Annotated in this window: 17 protein-coding genes and 1 tRNA gene; 4 read left to right on the forward strand and 14 right to left on the reverse strand. The window is 62.3% G+C overall.

Annotated features, from left to right (window positions below; all coding sequences use genetic code 11):
- Nucleotides 1-95: 95 nt before the first annotated feature.
- Together ACB031_RS14615 and serB are read right to left on the reverse strand one after the other, a co-directional pair.
- A complete protein-coding gene (locus tag ACB031_RS14615; protein ID WP_017765771.1) occupies nucleotides 96-1,001 on the reverse strand; it encodes an alpha/beta fold hydrolase in 906 nt (301 codons plus the stop codon).
- A 50-nt stretch (nucleotides 1,002-1,051) separates the two neighbouring features.
- Nucleotides 1,052-2,062, reverse strand: coding sequence for a phosphoserine phosphatase SerB (gene serB, locus ACB031_RS14620; RefSeq protein WP_371139824.1), 1,011 nt, complete (start codon nucleotides 2,060-2,062; stop codon nucleotides 1,052-1,054).
- 120 nt (nucleotides 2,063-2,182) lie between these two features.
- On the opposite strand from serB, the gene ACB031_RS14625 reads away from it, so the two are divergent.
- Together ACB031_RS14625 and ACB031_RS14630 are read left to right on the forward strand one after the other, a co-directional pair.
- Complete coding sequence (locus ACB031_RS14625) at nucleotides 2,183-2,791, forward strand: AhpA/YtjB family protein (protein ID WP_017783080.1); 609 nt, start codon at nucleotides 2,183-2,185, stop codon at nucleotides 2,789-2,791.
- Nucleotides 2,792-2,851: 60 nt separating this feature from the next.
- Nucleotides 2,852-5,098: a PAS domain S-box protein gene (locus ACB031_RS14630; protein ID WP_201990021.1), complete on the forward strand. Its 2,247-nt coding sequence runs from the start codon at nucleotides 2,852-2,854 to the stop codon at nucleotides 5,096-5,098.
- Between the two features lie 69 nt (nucleotides 5,099-5,167).
- Here the strand turns inward: ACB031_RS14630 and deoD are convergent, their stop codons facing one another.
- The 7 genes from deoD to ACB031_RS14665 form a co-directional block, all read right to left on the reverse strand.
- Nucleotides 5,168-5,884 carry a purine-nucleoside phosphorylase gene (gene deoD, locus ACB031_RS14635; protein WP_005305092.1) on the reverse strand — a complete coding sequence of 239 codons (717 nt, stop codon included), beginning with the start codon at nucleotides 5,882-5,884 and terminating at the stop codon, nucleotides 5,168-5,170.
- A gap of 77 nt (nucleotides 5,885-5,961) precedes the next feature.
- Entirely contained in the window at nucleotides 5,962-7,170 is a 1,209-nt protein-coding gene (locus tag ACB031_RS14640) for a phosphopentomutase (RefSeq protein WP_010636141.1), read from the reverse strand.
- Nucleotides 7,171-7,184: 14 nt separating this feature from the next.
- The gene (gene deoA / locus ACB031_RS14645; protein WP_371139825.1) at nucleotides 7,185-8,516 is read right to left on the reverse strand and encodes a thymidine phosphorylase; all 1,332 of its coding nucleotides are present in this window, start codon (nucleotides 8,514-8,516) and stop codon (nucleotides 7,185-7,187) included.
- A 110-nt stretch (nucleotides 8,517-8,626) separates the two neighbouring features.
- Entirely contained in the window at nucleotides 8,627-9,400 is a 774-nt protein-coding gene (deoC, locus tag ACB031_RS14650) for a deoxyribose-phosphate aldolase (RefSeq protein ID WP_371139826.1), read from the reverse strand.
- Between the two features lie 390 nt (nucleotides 9,401-9,790).
- Nucleotides 9,791-9,961 (reverse strand): XapX domain-containing protein, encoded by a 171-nt coding sequence (locus ACB031_RS14655; protein WP_005305103.1) that lies wholly within the window; start codon nucleotides 9,959-9,961, stop codon nucleotides 9,791-9,793.
- 124 nt (nucleotides 9,962-10,085) lie between these two features.
- On the reverse strand, nucleotides 10,086-11,360 hold the full coding sequence (locus tag ACB031_RS14660; RefSeq protein WP_010636138.1) for a NupC/NupG family nucleoside CNT transporter: 1,275 nt from the start codon (nucleotides 11,358-11,360) through the stop codon (nucleotides 10,086-10,088).
- A gap of 213 nt (nucleotides 11,361-11,573) precedes the next feature.
- Nucleotides 11,574-12,362, reverse strand: coding sequence for a TatD family hydrolase (locus tag ACB031_RS14665; protein WP_017781074.1), 789 nt, complete (start codon nucleotides 12,360-12,362; stop codon nucleotides 11,574-11,576).
- A 38-nt stretch (nucleotides 12,363-12,400) separates the two neighbouring features.
- On the opposite strand from ACB031_RS14665, the gene tppF reads away from it, so the two are divergent.
- Nucleotides 12,401-13,018: a type IVa pilus pseudopilin TppF gene (tppF, locus tag ACB031_RS14670; RefSeq protein WP_005305113.1), complete on the forward strand. Its 618-nt coding sequence runs from the start codon at nucleotides 12,401-12,403 to the stop codon at nucleotides 13,016-13,018.
- Here tppF and ACB031_RS14675 read toward each other — a convergent pair.
- The 5 genes from ACB031_RS14675 to ACB031_RS14695 all read right to left on the reverse strand — a co-directional run bounded on the left by ACB031_RS14675 (nucleotide 12,987) and on the right by ACB031_RS14695 (nucleotide 17,562).
- Complete coding sequence (locus tag ACB031_RS14675) at nucleotides 12,987-13,169, reverse strand: DUF5363 family protein (RefSeq protein ID WP_080631966.1); 183 nt, start codon at nucleotides 13,167-13,169, stop codon at nucleotides 12,987-12,989. The two genes, tppF and ACB031_RS14675, sit on opposite strands and share 32 nt — an antisense overlap.
- A gap of 82 nt (nucleotides 13,170-13,251) precedes the next feature.
- The gene (locus tag ACB031_RS14680; protein ID WP_010636136.1) at nucleotides 13,252-13,761 is read right to left on the reverse strand and encodes a GNAT family N-acetyltransferase; all 510 of its coding nucleotides are present in this window, start codon (nucleotides 13,759-13,761) and stop codon (nucleotides 13,252-13,254) included.
- 172 nt (nucleotides 13,762-13,933) lie between these two features.
- A complete protein-coding gene (gene rlmD, locus ACB031_RS14685; protein WP_095591440.1) occupies nucleotides 13,934-15,286 on the reverse strand; it encodes a 23S rRNA (uracil(1939)-C(5))-methyltransferase RlmD in 1,353 nt (450 codons plus the stop codon).
- 326 nt (nucleotides 15,287-15,612) lie between these two features.
- The gene (gene amt, locus ACB031_RS14690) at nucleotides 15,613-17,022 is read right to left on the reverse strand and encodes an ammonium transporter (RefSeq protein WP_010636134.1); all 1,410 of its coding nucleotides are present in this window, start codon (nucleotides 17,020-17,022) and stop codon (nucleotides 15,613-15,615) included.
- A gap of 454 nt (nucleotides 17,023-17,476) precedes the next feature.
- Nucleotides 17,477-17,562, reverse strand: a tRNA-Leu gene (locus tag ACB031_RS14695).
- Between the two features lie 143 nt (nucleotides 17,563-17,705).
- Here ACB031_RS14695 and ACB031_RS14700 point away from each other — a divergent pair.
- The gene (locus ACB031_RS14700) at nucleotides 17,706-18,227 is read left to right on the forward strand and encodes an RDD family protein (protein ID WP_026139162.1); all 522 of its coding nucleotides are present in this window, start codon (nucleotides 17,706-17,708) and stop codon (nucleotides 18,225-18,227) included.
- The last annotated feature ends 114 nt before the right edge of the window (nucleotides 18,228-18,341 follow it).

Raw genomic sequence — 18,341 nt, forward strand, 5'->3', positions numbered from 1 at the left:
AGGCGGCGCTACACCAAGCAGCAAGCAATGGCGGACCCTGGGTCCGCCATTTTTTTTCGCATTCTTGCGGCTACCAGCCCCCCGGGGTTCCCCCATCAGGCCGCCTGCGGGTTGAGCAGCCATTCGAGGATCTGCGGGAAGTGATCCTCCTGCGCCTGAGGTGCAGTCAGCATGTTGATGTGGTCGTAATCGAGCCGGTTGCCGTTGTCCCGGCCGAGCCGGGTATGGCGTGCGGCCGAGCCCATCTCGGCGCTGAAGCGGCGCACGTCGGTCGGGTGACCCAGCACCTTGTCCGCCTTGGCCGAGATCATCCAGAGCGGCGGCCAGTTGACCCGGGCGGCCGCCTCGTCATAGGCGAACCCGTCGCTGGGATCCTGCCAGGGGCCACACTTGACCCAGGGGATGGTCTCCTGCAGGTAGCGCAACGGCTCGTCATCCGCCCCTATCTTCAATCTACGCGCAGCCAGAAAGCCGCTGCGGCTGGCCAGCCAGGGGGCCAGCCGGTTCCAGATCAGATCCACCTTCAGCCAACGCTCCGGATTTTGTACCGACACGCCGCGCTTGGTGCCAAAAAACACCAGGCTGGCCACCTGCTCCGCCAGCTCGGGAAAGCGCACCAGGGTCGACGCCATGATGACGCCGCCCCAGGAGTGGGCCATCCAGTGCAGCTTGAAGCCGGCATGACGGGCGGCAATCCAGCGGTGCAGGGCCGGCAGGTCCTCGGTGATGAGCTCATGCTGGCCATGTTCGGCCTGCTCGGCAATGGCCGGCGTGCTGAGCCCCCGCCCGCGCAGATCGGCCACATAGACCTGATAGCCGTGGCGGGCCAGAAAACAGGCCAGCCCCTTGCCCGACTCGGTATAGAAGATGCGGCCGTTCTCGATGGCGCCGTGCACCATCAGGATCGGCTCGCCATGTACCGCAACCCGCGGCTGAATGTGGCGTACGTGCAGCCGATGTTCGCCGCAGGGAATAAACAGGGATTGCTGTAGCAGTTCCATTTTGAGACTACGTCCTCCGTGACGTGGGGTTGAGTCCAGCCCTAGTGGGCTCAGCGCCTATCCCAGCGCTGCTGGCGGCAGGCCAGGGCACCGAGCAGGCAGATCACCCCTTCCAGATCGTGGTGGTTGAGGGTGGCCGCCGCCTGGGCCCGCACCAGCGGTTTGGCGTGGATGGCGATGCCGAGCCCGGCCACCCCCATCATCTTGAGATCGTTGGCACCATCGCCCACAGCCACGGTCTGACCAGTGGCGATGCCGTACTCCGCAGCCAGCTGCTGCAGCACCTCGGCCTTGACGGCGGCATCGACGATGCGCCCGATCACCTTGCCGGTCAGCTGCGGCCCCGCCACCGCCAGCTCGTTGGCGAAGATGGCGTCCAGCCCCAGCTCCCGCTGCAACTGGCCGGCAAAACGGGTGAAACCACCGGAGGCGATCGCCACCTTCCAGCCAGCCTGCTTGAGAGTGTCGACCATCAGTTGCAGGCCCGGCATCCAGGGCATGTTGGCCGCCACCTCGTCGAGAATGGTGACCGGTGCCCCCTCCAGCAGGGCGACCCTGGCCCGCAGGCTGTCGGAAAACTCCAGCTTGCCCTGCATGGCGGCCGCCGTGACCGCCGCCACCTGCTCGCCGACCCCGGCCAAACGGGCAATCTCGTCGATGCACTCGATGCGGATGGCGGTGGAGTCCATGTCCATCACCAGCAGACCGGGCTCAGCCAGGCTGGGCAGGGCCGGCAGATGACACAGATCGATATCCCACTCCTCCCCCTTGAGCGTCTGTACCAGAGCGGGTGAGAAGCGATCCGTGCCCAGCAGCAGCAGGGGTACCCCAGCCGGCATGGCAGGTGGATAGAGCCGTGCCTGCAGCCCGTGCCGCGCCAGCAGCCCGGCCAGCCGGCCGAGATGGTGGCCGCCAAGGGCCCGACCAAACAGCACCAGCCAGGCGCCATCCAGCGCACTGGCGGCGGGCAGCAGCGCCTGTGGCGTCGCCTCCCACCAGGGGGCGCCGGACAGGCACTCGGGCCACTCTGAAATATCTGCGGGCAATTGGGACAACAACATAGGGATAACGCCTTCCTTGGTGATCATGGGGTTAACAAAACTGGCCCAGAGTAGCGTATTGCTTTTTGTACAGGCAAGCGCCAAGATCCCGCCACTCCTTGTCAGCAAAAGGCTCAACGCTTGCGTCATCTCCCCATCAAACGTGTGCTCAGTCTGGGTGCCGGTGTCCTGCTCGGACTCTGGGTGCTCGCCGTGCTCATTCATATGCAGGGCGAGAGCCAAGCCTCGCTGCACAGCGAGGCGCGCAACCGGGCCCAGGCACTGGTGGCCTATGCCGCCAGGGACATGAAACGCTGGATCAAGGAGGAGAAAAACAGCGAGCTGGATCGGCTGGCCCGGGATCTGGCCGCCGAACCCGAGATCCTCGATGTCACCCTCTACGATGCCCGCGGCATTCCCCTCGCCCAGTCGGACAATGCAGTGCCGCTGGACAGCCTGCTGCCCATCGGCGACAACAACAAGTCGGTCCCCGAGCAGGGCAAGGGGCGCATCCAGTTCGTGCAGGAGATCCTGGATGGGGAGCAGACGCTGGGCTATCTGCGCATTACCCTGGAGGAGCAGCAGATGCTGGCGGACAAGGACACCCGGCTCAAGGTGGTGCAGGAGAAACAGCGGCTGATGCTGCTGGTCGCCCTGCTGGCCGGGCTGCTCATCTCCTACGGGGTACGCCGCAACTACATGCGGGTGCGCAAGCACAAGAAGAAAAGCAAACCGGTCGAACCGCAATAAGACGGTGCGACCTCATCGCCTTGTATACAACCCAGGCAATGCCACCAGCAGGAGCGCTGTATGATTGCCCCCCCTCTTCCTCTGGATGAAGAGAGCCGACTGGAACGGCTCCGCATCCTGGGCTTGCTTGACCGCGAGCCTATCGACCAGCTGGATCGCCTGACCCGGCTCATCACCCGCCATTTCTCGCTGCCCATCGCCATGGTCTCGCTGACCGACGTGAACCGGCAGTGGTTTCTCGCCCGTACCGGGGTCACCCTGTGCGAGATCAGCCGGGAGCACTCCTTTTGCGGCCACGCCATCCTGCGCCCCGACATCATGCAGGTGCAGGATGCCAGGCACGACCCGCGCTTTGCCGACAACCCGCTGGTGACGGGCGAGCCCCACGTGGTCTTCTATGCCGGCCGGCCACTGCGGGCGCTGGACGGCGTGGTGCTCGGCACCCTCTGTCTGGTGGATCATGCAGCGCGCCACCTCGACGAGGAGGCCTGTCGCGATCTCGACGACTTCGGCCGCCTGGTGGAGAACACCCTGCACGATCTGGAAAGGCGCCATCAGGTACGCAGCCTCAACCAGGTGCTGGAGGACAAGGAGCACCTGTTCACCCTCACCTTCAACCAGTCGTCGGTGGGCATGGCCCTCTCGTCGGTTGAGGGACGCTGGCTGCGGGCCAACCCGGGGCTGGAGCGACTGCTCGGTTACAGCGAACAGGAGATGCTGACACGCACCTGGCACGCCATGACCCACCCCGAGGATCTGCCGCGCGAGCTGGCCCTGTTCACCGCCCTGCTCGCGGGGCAACGGCAGGACTACCGGCTGGAGAAGCGGATGATCCGCGCCGATGGCAGCCTGTGCTGGGTCCAGCTCAGCGTGACCCTGTGCCAGAGCCGCACCATGGCCCCCCACATGATCGCCGTCTTTGCCGACCTCACCGAGCGCAAGCAGGTCGAGGCCGAGCTGCTGCAACTGCAGCAGGGGCTCGAGCAGCAGGTGCGTGAGCGCACCCGCGAGCTGTCGAGCACGGTGGAGCAACTGCATCGCGAGATGCAGGAGCGTGGTGCCGTGCAACAACGCCTGTGGCAGGAGCAACGCCGGCTGCAACACATGCTGGAGCACACCAGCAACGCCTTCCTCGAGCTCGACGAGGCGCTGGTCATTACCGGCTGGAACCCGGCCTCCACCACCCTGCTCGGCTGGCACCCCGAGGAGATGCTGGGACGCACCCTGCCCACCCTGCTCGGCAGCGCTCATCCTCTGCTGGCGCAACTGATCCATCCCGAGCGCGCGCAGCGCCGTCTGGAGTGCGACATCGGCACCCGCAGCGGCCGCCAGGTCCCGGTCGAGGTGAGCGCCGAGCGCTACCAGTTCGACGGCAAGGTGCGCCTCGCCCTGTTCCTGCACGACATCAGCGCCCGCCGCCAGGTGCTGGCGGAAATCGAGCGCGGGCGGGCCCGGTTGCGGGCCATCACCGACGGCCTGCCGGTCACCATCAGCATGGTCTCGCCCGAGGGGCGCTATCTGTTTGCCAACCAGGCCTACTGCCGCTACTTCGGGCTGGATCCCGAGCGAATGCGGGAGATGAGCGTGCGGGAGGTGATCGGCGAGGCGGCCTACGACCGGGCCATCGCTCATCTGGAGCGGGCCCTCGCCGGCGAGCAGGTGAGCTTCGAGAACCGTTTCGAGCTGCCCATAGGCCCACGGGATCTCAGGATCACCATGATCCCGAGCCGGGGCGACGAGCCAGGGGTCTACATCCTCGGCAGCGACATCACCGAGTTCAAGGCGCTGCAGAACCAGCTGGAGCACGAGGCGGCCCACGACCCCCTCACCGGCCTGCCCAACCGGCGCGCTTTCACCCTTCGCCTCTCCCGGGAGCTGGAGCGGGTGCGTCAGAATGCCGAGACCCTGGGGCTGCTGTTTCTCGATCTCGACGGCTTCAAGCGGATCAACGATCTGCTCGGCCACCACGTCGGCGACGCCCTGCTGCAGCGCTTCGCCAACGTGCTGAGTGCCGAGGTGCGCCCCGGTGACATGGTGGCGCGCCTGGCCGGCGACGAGTTCACCATCATACTGCCGGCCCTGCGCCAGCCGGAGCTGGAGCTGCCCGCACTGTGCGAACGGCTGCTGGCAGCCATGGCGGTACCGGCCGACGTGGCCGGCCACCAGCTGCCCCTCGCCGGCAGCATCGGCGGAGCCATCTGCCATTCGGGCCAGTATTGTCACATCGACGACCTGCTGCACCGGGCCGACAGCGCCATGTACCGGGCCAAACAGGCCGGCAAGGGGCGCTTCGCCCTCGACCTCTGATCTTCCCTCCTTGAAATGCAAAACGGCGGCCCGAGGGCCGCCGTTGTCATTATTCATGCGCGAAGAGGATTAGTTGTCACCCAGCAGGACGGAATCCAGCGCGATTTCGATCATGTCGTTGAAGGTCAGCTGACGCTCTTCAGAGGTGGTCTGCTCACCGGTACGGATATGGTCGGAGACGGTGCAAATGGTCAGTGCGCGAGCACCGTACTCTGCGGCCACACCGTAGATGCCGGCGGCTTCCATCTCGACACCCAGGATGCCGTATTTTTCCATGACGTCGAACATGGAGGGGTCCGGGGTGTAGAACAGGTCGGCGGAGAAGATGTTACCGACGCGCACGGCAACGCCCTTGTTCTTGGCGGCCTGTACGGCATTGGCAACCAGATCGAAGTCGGCGATGGCGGCGAAGTCGTGATCCTTGAAGCGCAGACGGTTCACCTTGGAGTCGGTGCAGGCACCCATGCCGATCACCACGTCACGCAGCTTCACGTCTTCACGCACGGCACCGCAGGAACCGACGCGGATCAGGGTCTTCACGCCGTAATCGGTGATCAGCTCTTTTGCATAGATGGAGCAGGACGGGATGCCCATGCCGTGGCCCATGATGGAGATGCGACGACCCTTGTAGGTGCCGGTGAAACCGAACATGTTGCGCACGTCGCACACCTGTTCGACGTTCTCCAGGAAGGTTTCGGCGATGTACTTGGCGCGCAGGGGGTCGCCCGGCATCAGCACGGTGTCAGCAAAGGCGCCATCTTTCGCATTGATATGAGGAGTTGCCATTCTCTTGATTCCTTCACACTAGGTTGAGTTTTATTGTCTTTATTGGTTGCCCGCCGCCGAGGCGACGGGCGGGTAACTTACAGGAAGCTGGTACCGTACGCCAGTTTGGGCAGACCGTGGTACGCCGCGATGCTCTGGCCGATGTCGGCAAAGGTCTCGCGACGGCCGACGGAACCGGCCTTGACCGGCTTGCCGTAGAACAGCACAGGGATGTACTCGCGGGTGTGATCGGTGCCGCTCCAGGTCGGGTCACAGCCGTGGTCGGCGGTCAGTACCACCACGTCGCCATCCTGCATCAGCTCGAACAGCTCCGGCAGGCGGGAGTCGAAGTACTCCAGTGCATCGGCGTAGCCCTTCACGTCGCGACGGTGACCGTAGGAGGAGTCGAAGTCGACGAAGTTGGTGAAGACGATGGTCTGGTCACCGGCCGCTTTCACCTCTTCCAGGGTTCTGTCCCACAGCTCGGTCAGACCTGTGCCCTTCACCTGCTTGGTGATGCCTTGCTGGGCATAGATGTCGGCGATCTTGCCGATGGAAACCACCTGACCGCCAGCTTCCTTCATGTAGTCCAGCACGGTCGGCGCCGGCGGCAATACGGAGTAGTCGTGACGGTTGCCGGTGCGCTTGAAGTTGCCCTTGCCGCTGCCCACGAACGGACGCGCGATGACGCGGCCGATGTTGTAGGGCTCCAGCAGCTCGCGCACGATGTGGCACAGCTCATAGAGCTTCTCGAGGCCGTAGGTCTCTTCGTGGCAGGCGATCTGGAACACGGAATCGGCGGAGGTGTAGAGGATCGGCTTGCCGGTACGCATGTGCTCTTCGCCCAGATCGTCCAGCACCTGGGTACCGGAGGCGTGGCAGTTACCCAGATAGCCCGGCAGACCGGCCTTCTCGACGATGGCATCCAGCAGCTCCTGCGGGAAGCTGTTGTGGTGATCCTTGAAGTAACCCCACTCGAACAGCACGGGCACGCCGGCAATCTCCCAGTGACCGGACGGGGTGTCCTTGCCGGAGGAGAGCTCCTGGGCAAAGCCGTAGGCACCGACTACCTCGACGTCCTTGTTCAGGCCAGCCGGGAAGGTGCCGCTGGCGAGTTCACCCGCGTGGCCCAGACCCAGCTTGCTGAGGTTCGGCAGATTGAGGGCGCCACGACCCTCCAGTTCGCCGGCGGCACAGGCCTTGGCGATATGGCCAAGGGTATTGGCGCCCACATCGCCGAACTTGTCGGCGTCGGCGGCTGCGCCAATGCCGAAAGAGTCCATCATCAGAATAAAGGTACGTTTCATGGGACTTCCCCTTGTTACAAATCAGCCAGACCGATGCGACGGTAAACCTCGGGCAACGCCTCCGGTTGGGTATCACCGATCTTGACGGCAGCCTGCACCATGCTGGCTGCCTGAGCAAATTGCTCTTCAGTTTGAGCGTGGATCAGGGCGAGCGGCTTGTCTGCCTCGACGCTTTGACCCAGGCGGATAAAGTCGGTCAGACCGACGGCATAATCAAGCTTGTCACCGGCAGCGCGACGGCCACCGCCCATGGCGACCACGGCCAGACCCAGTTCGCGGGTATCCATGGCGGTCACGAAACCGCTGTTGGCGGCATAGACGGGGCGCACGATGGCGGCTTTGGGCAGGTGATGATCGTAGCGCTCCATGAAGTCGCTCGGGCCACCGAGGCCGGTCACCATGCGACCGAAGATCTCGGCCGCCTTGCCGTTGTCCAGCACCGCCTGCAGTTTGCGGCGGGCATCGCTGTCGTCGCTGGCCAGGCCGGCGGAGATCAGCATCTCGGCGCACAGCGCCATGGTGACGGCATGGATGCGCGGGTTGCGGTATTCACCGGTCAGGTAGCGCACCGCTTCGCGCACTTCCACCGCGTTGCCGGCGCTGGAGGCCAGCACCTGGTTCATGTCGGTCAAGAGCGCTGAGGTGCGGCAGCCGGCACCGTTGGCCACCGCAACTATGCTCTTGGCCAGCTCCTCGGATGCTTCAAAGGTCGGCATGAAGGCACCGGAGCCCACTTTCACGTCCATCACCAGCGCTTCCAGCCCGGAGGCGAGCTTCTTGGAGAGGATGGAGCCGGTGATCATGGCGATGGATTCGACGGTGGCGGTGATGTCGCGTACCGCATAGATACGCTTGTCGGCCGGGGCGAGATCGCCGGTCTGGCCGATGATGGCGACACCCGCCTCTTTCACCACTTTCAGGAAACGATCGTTGTCGACCGAGGTCTGGTAGCCGGGGATGGCATCCAGCTTGTCCAGGGTGCCGCCGGTGTGGCCCAGGCCACGGCCGGAGATCATCGGCACGAAACCGCCGCAGGCAGCGACCATGGGGCCAAGCATCAGGGAGACGACGTCACCCACGCCGCCGGTGGAGTGTTTGTCGACGATGGGGCCGCCCAGATTGAGGTGGTCCCAGGTCAGCACCATGCCGGAATCGCGCATGGCGCAGGTCAGGGCAACCCGCTCATCCATGGTCATGTCTTTGAAGTAGACCGCCATCGCCAGTGCCGCAATCTGGCCCTCGCCGATGGTGTGGTTGGTAATGCCCTGAACGAAGAATTGAATCTCTTGGGTACTGAGCGCTTCACCGTTGCGCTTCTTGCGAATGATTTCTTGAGGCAAAAACATCTTTCATTCCCTCCGCCATTGCTGGCGTTACACAAGTCTGAATCCTTGCCCGCACCCCACACGGGTGGGGCGCAACAGGGCGGACAGCGGTCCGCCCTCTCATCAACCTATTAGTAACCGCTGGTGTTGGCCGGCTTGTCGCCATGCCCCAGCGTGGCCAGCAGGCTGGCCAGCAGGCTGGATGCACCAAAGCGGAAGGTGCGGGCGGATACCCAGTCCTTGCCGAGGATCTCTTCGGCCATGGCCAGGTACTGGCCCGCCACGGCGGCGTCTTTCACGCCACCGGCCGGCTTGAAGCCGACTTTCGGGTTCTTGGCCTTGATCACTTCCATCATGATGCGTGCCGCTTCCGGGGTCGCATTGACCGGCACCTTGCCGGTAGAGGTCTTGATGAAGTCGGCACCGGCGTCGATGGAGATTTCGGAGGCGCGACGGATCAGCACTTCCTCTTTCAGCTCGCCGGTCTCGATGATCACTTTCAGCAGTACGTTGGCGCCACAGGCTTCCTTACAAGCTTTGACCAGATCGAAGCCGACCTGTTCATTGCCGGCCATGAAGGCACGGTACGGGAACACCACGTCCACTTCGTCGGCACCGTAGGCCACGGCGGCGCGGGTTTCGGCCACGGCGATCTCGATGTCGTCGTTGCCGTGCGGGAAGTTGGTCACGGTCGCAATGCGCACGTCGGCAGCGCCGATCTCACGCAGAGTCTTGCGAGCGATGGGGATGAAACGGGGGTAGATGCAGACGGCGGCGGTCAGGCCGGCCGGAGACTTGGCCTTGCGGCACAGGTCGATCACCTTCTGATCGGTGTCGTCATCGTTCAGGGTGGTCAGGTCCATCAGATTCAGGGCGCGCTGGGCGGCCAGTTTCAGATCAGTCATTCTGTTCTCCAAAGTCTCGATGTAGTCCGAATTCCAGGGCATGGTGCTGCCTGTCGCAACGCAACCGGCAAGACGCGACTCCCGGAAAAACGGGAATGGAATTGCAGCGCAACTGCACGGGCAATAGGCTGCAAATAAGGCAAGAGCCCTGTCACTTTCTTACAAAAGTGCGGACTTGGTTCCATGAAGACTTGAGAAAGGCAGACAAGGTCTGACCCGACTTCCCAATCAATTCCATTTGACCGCCAACACCCGATTTCATCGGGCATTAGTCAATGCCAGCACCCTGCTGGCAATGCCTATTTCAGCCGAGATACCCCTTGTTTGCAAGCCGGATTTGCCATTTTCAGAGGTACCTCACATCTGGCAAATCCGGTACTGGAAAGTGCGTTAAGAGAAGAAACGGGTAAGTATCCAGGAGTATGCCAGGCCCCCCAGGTAGACTCCAACGATCCCCATCACCCCGGACAGTACGGGCGGGGCCGGGATCGGCAATTTGAGGAAAGAAAACAACAAGCCAACGATAAAGCCGGCTGCCATCGCCAGTAGCACTTCATTCATATAACCTCCGATTTGACTCATTTTATTATTAGTTTAGAAAGGAAAACGGTTGTCACCGCTCCATACACGAACGCCACGGCAGATGCCGTGGCGTTCGTGGTTATAGCTGTCAGTCAGGCTGACATTACATGCTGGACAGCGCCAGGAAGAAGCCTGCGATGGTCGCAGACATCAGGTTGGACAGAGAGCCGGCCAGTACGGCTTTCAGACCAAATTTCGCAATGGTGCCGCGACGGTTCGGTGCCATGGAGCCCAGACCCCCCAGCAGGATGGCAACGGAGGACAGGTTGGCGAAACCGCACAGGGCGAAGGAGATAATGGCCTTGGTGTGGTCAGACATGGCCACGCCATTGATCAGCACTTCATCCTTCAGGTACGGGGCGAAGTTCAGGTAGGCCACGAACTCGTTGACCACCAGCTTCTGGCCGATGAAGGAACCGGCAACGACGGCTTCACTCCAGGGCACACCGATCAGGAAGGCCAGCGGGGAGAAGATCCAGCCCAGCAGCAGTTCCAGGGAGAGCTGCGGATAACCGAACCAGCCACCCACACCGGAGAAGATGCCGTTGATCATGGCGATCAGACCGATGAAGGCCAGCAGCATGGCGCCGACGTTCAGGGCCAGTTGCAGACCGGCAGAGGCACCGGCGGCGGCGGCATCGATCACGTTGGCAGGCTTGTCTTCCAGATCGCCATCGGCATTGCTCTCGTCGTAGCTCGGGGTCTCGGTTTCCGGCACCAGCAGCTTGGCGAACAGCAGACCACCCGGGGCAGCCATGAAGGAGGCGGCAATCAGGTATTCCATCTTGACGCCCATGGAGGCGTAACCGGCCAGTACGGAGCCGGCAACAGATGCCAAGCCACCACACATGACGGCGAACAGCTCGGAGTCGGTCATCTTGGAGATGAAGGGACGCACAACCAGCGGCGCTTCAGTCTGACCCACGAAGATGTTGGCAGTGGCGGAGAGGGATTCGGTACGGGAAGTGCCCAGTACTTTCTGCAGGCCACCACCCAGCAGTTTGATGACCCACTGCATGATGCCCAGGTAATAGAGAACGGCGATCAGGGAGGAGAAGAAGATGATGACCGGCAGTACGCGGAAGGCGAAGATGAAGCCGCCACCACCGAACACTTCGAACATCTTGTTGCTGACCAGACCACCGAACAGGAATTCGATGCCGTTCTGGCCATAACCGATGACGCTGGAAACAGCATCGGATACACCTACCAGGATGTCACGACCAACCGGGACGTACAGCACGAAGGCACCCAGGCCAGCTTGGATTGCAAAGGCACCGGCAACGGTGCGCACTCTTATTGCTTTGCGATTGCTGGAGAACAGCACCGCGATAAGGACGAGCGTTGCCATCCCTACCAGACCCATTATTAGATTCATTATTTACACTTCCTCTTTAGTAGCACCTTCCAGCTTGTTAACAACTTGTATCTCAAAGCCATCAATCAAGGGTGCGCATTATACTAATTACGGTGCGACAAAGTAGAACGCTGGTCACATTTTATAAGCATGAAATGCGCTAGAGGTCGTCAAATTAGACCGCAAACGATTTTTACTCCCCCCATTTTTTATCATGTCGCTAGCAACAGTTAATCAGGTGTTAATTTTCGACTTGCCCAACTGGAAGGTATGCAGAGTGGATTCATGTAACACCGAGGCAACATGTGCCAGCGGTTGCTGCCGCAAATCGGCCAGCAGTTGCGCAATGATTGGCAGATTGGCGGGGGTGTTGGGCGCCCCTTGCTGACCCTGCAGCGGCATGTCGGGGGCGTCCGTTTCCAGCAGCAGGGCCTCCAGCGGCATGTCGCGCACCGCCTCCCGGGTCTTGTTGGCCCGCTCAAAGCTGATGACCCCGCCGATGCCGAGCCGAAATCCCAATTGCCAGAACGCTTCTGCCTGCTGCAGGGAGCCGCTGAAGGCGTGGATGACGCCCCCGCAGGCAGGGCGCAGACGTCTGAGGATCTTGGCCACCGTGTCGTTGGCACGCACCGAATGGACAATAAGGGGCAACTCATGCTCCTTGGCCAGTTCGACCTGGGCCTCGAACATCTCGAGCTGTCCCTCCTGCGGCACGTGGGAGCGCAGATCCAGCCCGCATTCGCCCACCGCCACCAACCCGCGGGGGCGCTCCGCCAACCGTTGCTGCAACCGGGTCAGCACCGCCGGCGTCTGACCGCCCACATACCAGGGGTGCACGCCAAGGGCATAGGAGATGCCGTCATGTTCTGCCGCCAGCGCCATCACCCGGCCCCAGTTTTCCTCTCCCACCGCGGGAATGATATACTCGCCCACCCCCAGCTGACGGCACTCGGCCAGCAGCGCCGCCCGATCGGAATCGAAGACCGGAAAATCGAGATGGCAATGGGTGTCGATCAATTGCATGTCACTCACCTGTTTGTCGTAATTAATGGGTCCATATCATGATGAAACGCACAAGCCACGGCTTTACCCTGATAGAACTGGTGCTGGTCATCATAGTGCTGGGGATCCTGGCCGTGACCGCCCTGCCCCGCTTCATCAATCTCAAGGATGACGCATTAAAGAGCACGGTCGCGGCAACGGCGGCCAGCTTTGCCAGCGCGGTCCAGCTGGCTCATGCCGGCTGGGCGGTCAAGGCGCAGGATCAGGCGCTCTACAATCTCGGCAGCATGGGGCAACGCAATCTCGACATCAACCGCTATGGCTGGCCCGCCGGCACGGATGAAGATCAGGGGCGCAAGGGGATCGACGAACCCTATGTCGCAGGTCAGGGCGACTACATCTCGGTGAGCAACCAGTCAGACTGCCGTCTGCTGTTTCAGGGACTGCTGGACAGCAGCTACACCGTCGCCTCGGTCGATCAGGATCCCGATCAGCAACTCAACGCCGACTACCTGTCCAGCGAGCTGACCGCCAACCAGATAGATGAAGAGGGAGAGCCGCACAGCAACTGCCGCTACACCCTGCGCGACTCCATCGGCCGCTTCCCCGCCTATCCCGACGGTCTATCCTTCGACTACAACAGCGTCACTGGTGCCGTGACCCGCAATTTCCAGTGAGCGGATCCGACTCGGCTTGCGGCTCTGCCTGCGGAGCCTCATCCTGTTCCCGGCGCACCGGCACGCAGCAGCGCCGGTTCTCCGGCGTGAGCCCCCACTCCTCGCACCAACCATCGTAGCGAGCCAGCCAGCGTAACAAGATACCTTTCATCCGCGCGTTCCCCTCTTCATCAAGTCGACGGTTGCTCCGTCATATACCCGCTCGCCGCCAGGAGCAAACCGGGCCCGCCGCATCATGGCGCCCCGGGCGACAGCAGCAACCCCATGCTGATCTCGTCCACGTAGCCATCGTCCAGCCGATAGGCCTGTCGCCGCAACCCCTCGTCCCGGAAGCCGCACTTGCGATAGAGGGCGTGCGCCACCTCGTTGTGGGCCATCACCCCCAGCTCCAGCCGCTGGATCCCTAGCTCGCCGGCGGCCGCGATCAGGGTGCGCAGTAACCGCTCACCCCATCCCAACCCGCGTGTACTCGACCGCAGCCCCATCACCACCAGGGCGCAGTGGCGGTTGCGCGCTAGGCCACCGCCGATGAGCACGGCAAAGCCCTGCACCTCCCCGGCCAGCACCAGCAACCACATGGCCTGATTGGGGGCAGCCACCATGGCCTCGAGCCGCTGGCGCTGCCCCTCGATGTCCGAGGGGCGCTCCCCCGCCTCATACAGCATGAAGCGGGTCTCCCTGTCCAGTTGCCCAAAGAAGTGATCCAGCGCCGCCGCATCCTCCGCACTCGCCAAACGAATCATCACCCTCGCTCTCCCTGCCTAGTGGTTGCGCCGATCCACGGCCATAAAAAAACGACTCCATTTGGAGTCGTTTTTATCAGAGCCATCTGGCTAATTCAATTCACGCCTGGGTGGGCAGGCTTAGACGAGCAACCGCTTCGACGTCCATGGCGCGAGTGGGGACCAGCGACGATCAGGCCTTGGCAGGCAGGCTCAGGCGGGCGACAGCCTCTACGTGCATCGAGTGCGGGAACATGTCCACCGGCTGCACCTCGTCCAGCACGAAGCCCTGCTTGACCAGCCAGGCGAGATCACGGGCCAGGGTCTGCGGGTTGCAGGAGACATAGACCAGCCGGCGCGGCGCCATGGCCACCAGGGTCTGCAATACCGCCTTGTCGCAGCCCTTGCGCGGCGGATCCATCACCACCACATCGGCGCTCACCCCTTCGGCGTGCAGGGCGGGCATCAGCTGCTCCGCCTTACCGACGTGGAACTCGGTCTGCTCGATTCCGTTGAGGGCCGCATTGCGGCGGGCGTCGCTGATGGCGCTCTCCACCGATTCGATCCCCACCACCTTGGCGGCCTTGCCCGCCAGGAACAGGGAGATGGTACCGATACCGCAATAGATGTCGAACACCGTCTCGTTGCCGGTCAGCTCGCAATACTCCAGCGCCTTGGAGTAGAGCACGTCGGTCTGGCTCGGATTGTTCTGGAAGAAGGAGAGCGGCGAGATCTCGAATTCGAGCTCGTGGATCTTGTCGCGGATCACCCCGCTGCCCAGCAGCACCCGGTTGTTGTCACCCAGGATGCGGTTGGTGCGCGCCTCGTTGATATTCTGTACCAGAGTCGTGACCGGCAGATCCTGCAGGGCGGCCAGCAACTCGGCTTCGAACGGCAGCTCTTCGCCCAGAGTCACCAGCACTACCATCAGCTCGCCGCTCTTGAACCCCTTGCGGGTCATCAGGTTGCGCACGCAGCCGGTGTGGGCCACTTCGTCATAAGCCGCGATGTCGTACTCGCGCATCCAGTTGCGCACCCGGGCGTTCAGCTCCACGTGCAGAGAATCTTGCACCGCGCAGTCATCGGCGGTGATGAGATCGTGGGAGTGCTTGCGGTAGAAGCCGATCTCGGCGCCGGCCTCGCAGCCACGCACCGCGTACTGCGCCTTGTTGCGATAGGCGAACGGCGTCTCCATGCCGAGGATGGGATTGACCACAGCCTCACCCAGCCCGACCTGCTCCAGAGCGCTCTGCACCAAGCTCTGTTTGAGCTTGAGCTGGGCCGGATAGGCCAGCGGGCGCACCTGGCAACCGCCGCATTCTGTGTTGGGGCAGAAGTCGGCAACCCGGTCGGCGGAGGGCTGGAGCAGCTCGGCCACCTTGCCGTGCAGGTAGTTGGGCTTGACCTCGGTCAGTTCGACCAACGCCTGCTCACCCGGCAGCAGACCTTCGACAAACAGGGGGCGGTCGAACAGGCGTCCTTTGCCATCTCCTTTGTCGGTCAGTTCCAGGATCTCGATCTGGTGTTGATGTCCCACTAGCGGCATGAGCGGCTCCAAAAGTACATATATAAGAGGGTGATGAGCCGGCCCAGCCGACCCATCAAGAAAAGGTGGCAGAGTTTAGCGGAGATCCGTCCAAATTGCAGGCATAAAACAGCAACAAGACAGAGGACATTGCCGCTGCCCGCCTTGTCTGCCGAAAAATGCTATCGCCGGCGACGATCTCGGGGATGCGCTCTATCGGGGGTGATGGCGTCAGAGGCGAGCCGCCCCACCACAGGCAAGGACATCAGAGTTGGTCCCCGGCAAACGGACATAAAAAAAACCGCCGGCATGGCCGGCGGCAATATGGCTGACTAACAGATGGCGGATTACAGGCTGTAGGCCTTCTCGCCGTGGGTGGTGACATCCAGCCCTTCCCGCTCAGCATCCTCTTTCACCCGCAGGCCGATCAGCATATCCACCAGCTTGTAGGCTACTACCGAGATGATGCCGGACCAGAGGATGGTCACCCCTACCCCGATGGCCTGGATCTTGACCTGATCCAGGATGGAGTAGCCCTCCGCCACTTGGTTGGTGACATAGTCCCACACCCCGGTGCCGCCCAGATCCGGGCTGGCGAACACCCCGGTCAACAGGGCGCCGAGAATGCCGCATACCCCGTGCACACCGAACACGTCCAGACTGTCATCGGCACCCAGCAGCCGCTTGAGACCGTGAACCCCCCACAACCCCGCGACACCGCTGATGAGGCCCATTACCAGACCACCACCGACACCGACGAAACCGGCCGCCGGGGTGATCACCACCAGCCCGGAGACGGCGCCGGAAGCCGCGCCCAGCAGCGAAGGACGGCCCTTCATCACCCACTCGGCCAAGGTCCAGGAGAGGGCCGCCGCAGCCGGCGCCACCCAGGTGTTGATGAAAGCCAGTGCCGCCGTGCCGTTGGCTTCCAGCGCGGAGCCGGCGTTGAAACCGAACCAGCCGAACCAGAGCAGAGAGGCCCCGATCATGGTCATGGTGAGGCTGTGCGGGGTCATGGGGTCACGACCATAGCCCAGGCGCTTGCCCACCAGATAGGCGCCGACCAGACCGGCCACCGCCGCATTGATGTGCACCACTGTGCCGCCGGCAAAATCCAGCGCGCCGTGCTGGAACAGATAACCTGCCGTCGCCGTGGCCGCTGCCGCGGCATCGGCCGTGGTATAGGCATCCGGACCCGCCCAGTACCACACCATGTGAGCCAGCGGAATATAGGCGAAGGTGAACCAGATCACCGAGAACAGCAGCACGGCAGCAAACTTGATGCGCTCGGCAAAGGCCCCCACGATCAGGCCACAGGTGATGGCGGCAAAGGCCCCCTGGAACACCACATAGATGAACTCGCTGATCCCGACTCCCTTGCTGAAGGTGGCGGCGATGGAGTCGGGGGTCACCCCCTTGAGCAGCGCCTTGCTGAAGGAGCCATAGACGCTGTTGCCTTCGGTAAAGGCCAGCGAATAACCGTAGATCACCCACAGCACGCAGATGAGCGAGAACAGGGTGAATACCTGCATCAGCACGCTCAGCATGTTCTTGGTGCGCACCAGACCGCCATAAAACAGGGCCAGGCCCGGAATGGACATCAGGATCACCAGGGCTGCCGACAGCAGCATCCAGGTATTGTCCCCCTTGTTGATGGTCACCACCGCAGATGCGGTCACCACCTCTTCGGCCCAGCTGGGGGCGGCCAGCAGGGCAATCAGCGCCAACAGGCCAGTCATCACGAGTCTCTTGAGCATACAGCCATCTCCTTCCCTGTCGTCCCGGCTCCAGGCCGGGTCCATTTCCTGATATGAACATCGACACCGATGATTCACGTACATTTCCATTCGGTACACACTGGTTACCGCTCCCGGTCAGATTCCCTCTACGGAGCGGCATCATGGCGACATAACTGCTTAAAAGCACAAAGCGGGCCAACTTAATAAGTTATTTAAAATCATAATGTTATTCTTATGACAGAGAGGAGGTGCACCAGATTGGCGCATGGGACGCGCTAACATGAGCGAATGCGCACTTCTGCTGTGCAGGCAGAGCAAGCCGCACCGAAATGGAGCAAGGCGGGACATGGCATGACCACAGAAGTGTACCCGGCTTGCCGATATCAGCCGGAGAACAGAAGCGTGACAAGGAAGGGGAAAGGCGGAAAAACAAAAGGCCATCATTGCTGATGGCCTTTTGTCATGAATTTGATGGTGCCCGGGGTCGGACTCGAACCGACACGGTTATTCACCGGCGGATTTTGAATCCGCTGCGTCTACCGATTTCGCCACCCGGGCAACTGCGAGGGATTATACGAATGGCGCTTGGGCATGCAAGGTGTTTTTCTTGTGCCCACAGTCGTTTGCTCATTTATTCAACGCCTTGCCGAGGCAAGGTCAGTTACATAGAATGCCCGCATCATATTAATGGAATAAGAACGATGGCCAAGCGTAAACCCGTCCAACCGACCACTCCCCCTCCTCCCACCCAGCGTCACCCCTCCGCCGGTCTGCTGCGCCGGCTCGGCGCCCTGATCTATGACTATCTGGTGGTCATCTCATTGCTGATCATCGCCGGCTTTATCGGGATGGGGGTGGCCCATCTGCTGCTGGCAACCGGCATGGCAAGCGTCCCCGAGGGTAAAGACGCCGCCTGGCTGCTGACCAGTCCCGTCTACAGTGCCTGGCTCGCTCTCGTCATCTGCGGTTTCTACACCTGGTTCTGGACCCGCGCCGGCCAGACCATCGGCATGCGGGCCTGGCGTCTGCGCATCCAGAATGCCGATGGCAGCAACATCCGCATCACCCAGGCGCTGATCCGGCTGGCAACGGCGGCCTTTGGCCTCGGCAACCTGCTCTGCCTGTTCAACCGCAAGTCACCCCGCGCATTTCAGGACATCTGGTCCGAGTGCGAAGTGATCGTGCTGGGCAAACAGGAAAACCTGGAACAGCTCAATCGCTGATCCCAAAAGGCGGCAACGAAAAAGGGCACCCCAGGGTGCCCTTTTTGCTGGCCGATGCGCTTGCTGCTTGCGGCTCAGAATCTAGAAGGAGATGCCGCCGAACAGCAGGCTGGG

The organism is Aeromonas sp. S8(2024) (assembly GCF_041403085.1).
GTDB lineage: Bacteria > Pseudomonadota > Gammaproteobacteria > Enterobacterales > Aeromonadaceae > Aeromonas > Aeromonas dhakensis.

Coding starts and splice junctions, on each gene's coding strand:
- deoD (WP_005305092.1), bottom strand. CDS start 5,884: ATGGCAACTCCTCATATCAATGCGAAAGATGGCGCCTTTGCTGACACC.
- ACB031_RS14615 (WP_017765771.1), bottom strand. CDS start 1,001: ATGGAACTGCTACAGCAATCCCTGTTTATTCCCTGCGGCGAACATCGG.
- amt (WP_010636134.1), bottom strand. CDS start 17,022: ATGCTCAAGAGACTCGTGATGACTGGCCTGTTGGCGCTGATTGCCCTG.
- deoA (WP_371139825.1), bottom strand. CDS start 8,516: ATGTTTTTGCCTCAAGAAATCATTCGCAAGAAGCGCAACGGTGAAGCG.
- ACB031_RS14675 (WP_080631966.1), bottom strand. CDS start 13,169: ATGAAAGGTATCTTGTTACGCTGGCTGGCTCGCTACGATGGTTGGTGC.
- ACB031_RS14660 (WP_010636138.1), bottom strand. CDS start 11,360: ATGAATCTAATAATGGGTCTGGTAGGGATGGCAACGCTCGTCCTTATC.
- ACB031_RS14680 (WP_010636136.1), bottom strand. CDS start 13,761: ATGATTCGTTTGGCGAGTGCGGAGGATGCGGCGGCGCTGGATCACTTC.
- serB (WP_371139824.1), bottom strand. CDS start 2,062: ATGTTGTTGTCCCAATTGCCCGCAGATATTTCAGAGTGGCCCGAGTGC.
- rlmD (WP_095591440.1), bottom strand. CDS start 15,286: ATGCCGCTAGTGGGACATCAACACCAGATCGAGATCCTGGAACTGACC.
- ACB031_RS14700 (WP_026139162.1), top strand. CDS start 17,706: ATGGCCAAGCGTAAACCCGTCCAACCGACCACTCCCCCTCCTCCCACC.
- tppF (WP_005305113.1), top strand. CDS start 12,401: ATGATGAAACGCACAAGCCACGGCTTTACCCTGATAGAACTGGTGCTG.
- ACB031_RS14640 (WP_010636141.1), bottom strand. CDS start 7,170: ATGAAACGTACCTTTATTCTGATGATGGACTCTTTCGGCATTGGCGCA.
- ACB031_RS14665 (WP_017781074.1), bottom strand. CDS start 12,362: ATGCAATTGATCGACACCCATTGCCATCTCGATTTTCCGGTCTTCGAT.
- ACB031_RS14630 (WP_201990021.1), top strand. CDS start 2,852: ATGATTGCCCCCCCTCTTCCTCTGGATGAAGAGAGCCGACTGGAACGG.
- deoC (WP_371139826.1), bottom strand. CDS start 9,400: ATGACTGATCTGAAACTGGCCGCCCAGCGCGCCCTGAATCTGATGGAC.
- ACB031_RS14655 (WP_005305103.1), bottom strand. CDS start 9,961: ATGAATGAAGTGCTACTGGCGATGGCAGCCGGCTTTATCGTTGGCTTG.